This window comes from Mariniradius sediminis, assembly GCF_021491425.1.
GTDB classification, from domain to species: Bacteria; Bacteroidota; Bacteroidia; order Cytophagales; family Cyclobacteriaceae; genus Mariniradius; species Mariniradius saccharolyticus.
On the sequence record NZ_JAKEVZ010000082.1, the window covers coordinates 1 to 286 of the forward strand.

The 286-nt window shown below is 42.0% G+C and carries 1 pseudogene; it reads right to left on the reverse strand.

The features are described from left to right. Window positions 1-91 precede the first annotated feature (91 nt). Window positions 92-286: pseudogene (locus L0U89_RS20360) on the reverse strand (M24 family metallopeptidase); the annotation flags it as partial.

Below are 286 nucleotides of genomic sequence, written 5' to 3' on the forward strand. Positions count from 1 at the left end.
GTAATAATAGCCAGGAATCCGAATACCAGGTTGAGCAGGGTAAAGAGGTTGGGAATTTGTTTCATGTTATCGGTTAGCGGTGGGCGTTAGTTTATTTGGATTTCATCAAACGTTCGATATCATCAGCAGTGATGGGGATATTGGCCATAAGGTCTTTATTCCCGGTGCGGGTGATCCAGAAATTATTTTCAATGCGTATTCCCATTTTTTTCTTCTTCAATATAGATGCCGGGTTCAATGGTAAATACCATCCCTGCTTTAATAGGTTCAGTGCGGGTTCCGAGAT